At 71.3% G+C, this 3,524-nt stretch carries 3 protein-coding genes and 1 pseudogene; all 4 read right to left on the reverse strand.

All coding sequences use genetic code 11. From position 1 onward, the window contains the following. Nucleotides 1-600 (reverse strand): annotated as a pseudogene (locus tag AC1RTA_RS16470) (hypothetical protein); the annotation flags it as partial. A 284-nt stretch (nucleotides 601-884) separates the two neighbouring features. Then, on the reverse strand, nucleotides 885-1,901 hold the full coding sequence (locus AC1RTA_RS16475) for a class I SAM-dependent rRNA methyltransferase (RefSeq protein WP_492785351.1): 1,017 nt from the start codon (nucleotides 1,899-1,901) through the stop codon (nucleotides 885-887). 211 nt (nucleotides 1,902-2,112) lie between these two features. Next, nucleotides 2,113-2,919, reverse strand: a complete 807-nt coding sequence (locus AC1RTA_RS16480) for a fused MFS/spermidine synthase (protein ID WP_287874793.1) — start codon at nucleotides 2,917-2,919, stop codon at nucleotides 2,113-2,115. A 3-nt stretch (nucleotides 2,920-2,922) separates the two neighbouring features. Continuing rightward, on the reverse strand, nucleotides 2,923-3,524 hold a 602-nt coding region (locus tag AC1RTA_RS16485; RefSeq protein WP_492785352.1), incomplete at its 5' end, for a YitT family protein.

Below are 3,524 nucleotides of genomic sequence, written 5' to 3' on the forward strand. Positions count from 1 at the left end.
GTCCTCACTGCGGGGCTTGCCGAAAGGGGCGGCGGGCTTGCGTTCGCCGTAGCTGCGCTCACCGTCCTCGCGGCGGGGGGCGCGGGGCCCACGGGGGGCATCCCCATCCCGGCCGTCGCGGGCGTAGGCGGGCTTGCCGGGTTCATCGCTGCGCCGGGGCGGGCGGCCATCGGCCTGGCGTGGCGGCCGCTCATCGCGGCCGGCGGGCTTGCCCCGGGCCGGGCGGTCCCGGTCACCGTAGGGGCGTTCGCCGTCTTCCCGGCGGGGGCGGCGCGGTGCTTCACCATTCCGGTCACTGCGGCTATCACGACCATCGCGGCCGTAGGTCGGCTTGCCGGGGGCGTCGCTGCGCCGCGGCGGACGGGCATGGTCGCTGCCTTCCCGGCGCGGCTGTTCGCCTTCGCTGCGGCGGCGGGGTGACTCTTCACTGCGCGGTGCGGAGCGGCGGGGCACCTCGTCCCGGGCCGGGGCTTCCGCCCGGGGCTGGTTGCGGGTGGCGCGGTTGCCGCCGCGGATGGGCTTGCGCGCCGGATCGCGGGAAGGTTCGCTGCTGGCGTCGCCGGCTTTTTTACTCGGCAGTTTGAGGGTGGAGCGGGTCATGGTGGGGCCGTGGAAATCTTCAGGCCTCGCAGTGTACGCCAAGTGGGGCATCCCAAGCGGGAAAACGTCGCCGCCTGCCGCCGTGCGGCGCGGGGTGAGTCGTGGCAGCGGCGATGCCGGTGGTGCGTCGCCCAGTGGGGCGGGCAACGTGACCGCGGCTTTTGCCGCATGGCGCCCTGGCGCCGTTGGACGAGTGCGGTCGTCGCCGTGTCGGCCTCATCCATAAAAAAAGCGGCACTCCCGGAGGAGCGCCGCTTTTTTCCGGCTTGGTCGGCAGACGGAGGTCAGACCCGCAGCAGCACCGTCTTCAGGGGCGGCTGGCCGTCCGGGCTGGGGAAGTCGGCCTCGGGGACGATCCATTCGGCCGCCCGCACTTCCCGGCCGGCCTTGCGGGCGCTGCGCTGCAGCTGGTCGAGCCAGGCGTCGCGCTGCACTTCGGCCACGTTGTTGCAGCAGACCAGGGTGCCGCCTTCGGCGGTGGCCAGCAGGGCCGGCTTGAACAGGGCCGGGTAGTCGTTCACCAGGTCCACCACGCCAAAGGGGCTCTTGGCGTAGCGGGGCGGGTCGAGGAACACCAGGTCGAACTGGCGGGGCTCCAGTTCGATGAAGGGGGGCATGCGCTTGCCCCGCACCATCTTGGGCTGGCCGATGCCGGCCAGCTGGCGGATGGCGGGGAAAACGTCGCTCTTGATGAAGCGGGGCCGGTGATTGAGTTCGTTGAGGGCGGCGTTGCTCTTGCCCACGGCCAGGCTGCTTTCGGCGAAATCCACATTGACGACGAAGGCGGCCCCGGCCTTGGCGGCGGCGATGCCGACGCCGCAGGTGTAGGCGAAGAGATTGAGCACGGACTTGCCGACGGCTTCCTGCATGATGCGGCGGCGGCCGGCCCGCAGGTCCAGGAACAGCCAGGGGTCCTGGCCGGCGTGGCGGGCCTGGATCAGGTAATTGACGCCCAGTTCGCTGAACTGCCGCGGGCGGTGGGCCGGTTCCACCTTTTCCGGCGGCAGATCGTTGGCGATGCGGGAATTGGCGCGGCTGCGGTCGTTGTAGATGCAGTCCAGGCCGGGCAGGACGCCGGCGTAGAAGGCTTCCAGGTCGGCCAGTTCGCCGGCTTCCAGGGGCGTGTGGAAGCTCTGCACCAGCAGCAGGTCGCCGTAGCGGTCCACGGTGAGGCCGGAGCGGCCTTCGACGCTGCCGTGGAAGAGGCGGTAGGCATTGGTGCCTTCGGCGTGCAGCTGGGGCAGCAGTTCGTTGCGGGCGGAATGGGCGGCGGCCAGGCGGTCGCTGAGCAGGTCTGACATGGGGACTCCGGTGCTGCTGAGGGGGAGGCCGGCGCCCGGGCGGCGGTCGGCAGGGGTGCGGCGGAGCGGCGGCGGGCTGGTGCCCGGCGGCCGGCCCCGACGACGGGCAGGCCGGCATTGTAGCGGAAGGCCTGCCGCGGTGCTGGCCTATCGCTGCAAACAGTGCCGTGGAAACAGCAGCTTGGCCACCGCTGCGGCCTCTTGCCGAGGTTCAGGCGGAGCGGCCGCGGCCCCGCTGCTTGCGCCGGCCTTCCAGGGCCCGGCGCAGGCGGGCGGCGGTGTCCGGCAGGTCGATGGGGTGGGCGGGGGCCAGCTCGTTGCTGCGACTGCGCAGCTGCTCCAGGGACGGGGGAAAGTCCTCCTGCTTGCAGGCGAAGGCGATCTGGTTGCCTTCCTCCTGGGCGTCGATCAGCAGCACCCGGCCGTCGAAGCACTGGCGCAGGCGGCCCAGGTAGAGCTGCAGCAGGTCGTCGCCGGCCCACAGGTTGACCACCATGACGCCGCCGGGCTTGAGGCGGGCGTAGCAGTAGTCGTAGAAGGCGGTGGTGCAGAGCTGGCGCGGCAGGCCGTCGAGGCAGAAGCCGTCGATGAGCAGCACGTCCACGCTGTCCTCCATGGCCCGGATGTAGTCGGCCCCGTCGGCGCAGACGACGCGGAAGTTGTCGCCGTCAGGCGGCAGGCGGAACTCGTCGCGCAGGGCGATCACCGCCGGGTCGATCTCCACCGCGGTGAAATCCACCCCGGGCAGGCGCTGCAGGCAGTACTTGGCCAGGGAACCGCCCCCCAGGCCGATCATGGCGATGCGGGCCGGCTCCGGATGGAGCAGGAGGAAGCCCATCATGGAGCGGGTGTAGCCCAGGGTGAGGGCCGTGGGGTCGGCCTTGGACATGGTGCTCTGCACCGTGCGGAAGTCGAAGTGGAGGGCCAGTTCGTCCGCCTCGTCCTTGAGGTAGGGGCGGCCGCTGAGGCGCTCGGGCGGCACGCTCTGCCGCAGTTCGTAGTCGTCGTCCCGGGCCATGGGTCAGGTGCCGGCGTAGCGGCCGGGGCGGTGATTGACGGCGATGACGAAGTTGAGGGCGACGGCGCCGAGGATGGAGAGCAGCACGTGGTAAGGGTCCCGCACCAGCAGGGCGGCCGAAAGGATGGCCACGTCGGCGGCCATCTGCACGTGGCCGGCGCGCCAGCCGCGCCGCTCCTGTAGATACACGGCCATGACGCCGAGGCCGCCGAGGCTGGCCCGGTGGCGCACCAGCATGAGCAGGCCGATGCCGGTGAGAAAGCCCCCCATGAGGGCGGCAAAGACCGGCTCCAGGCTGGCGAAGGTGACGTGGGCCGGCAGCAGCTCCGTATAGAGGGAGAGCAGGGCCACGGCGATGAAGGTCTTGAGGGTGAAGTTCCAGCCCAGGGCCCGCACCGAGAAGAAGTAGAAGGGCAGGTTGATGAGGAAGAAGGCGGGGCCGAACGGCAGGTCGAGGCCGTAATGGGCGAGGAAGGCGAGGCCGGTGGTGCCGCCGGTGAGGAGACCGGCATGGCGGAACAGCAGCACGGCGAAAGCGACCACCAGGGGCGCCACCAGGAGGGCCTGGAGGTCTTCGAAGAGGCTGTGGCGGGGCGGGACGGGGG

Source organism: Azospira sp. MPR-E4, from assembly GCF_058809645.1.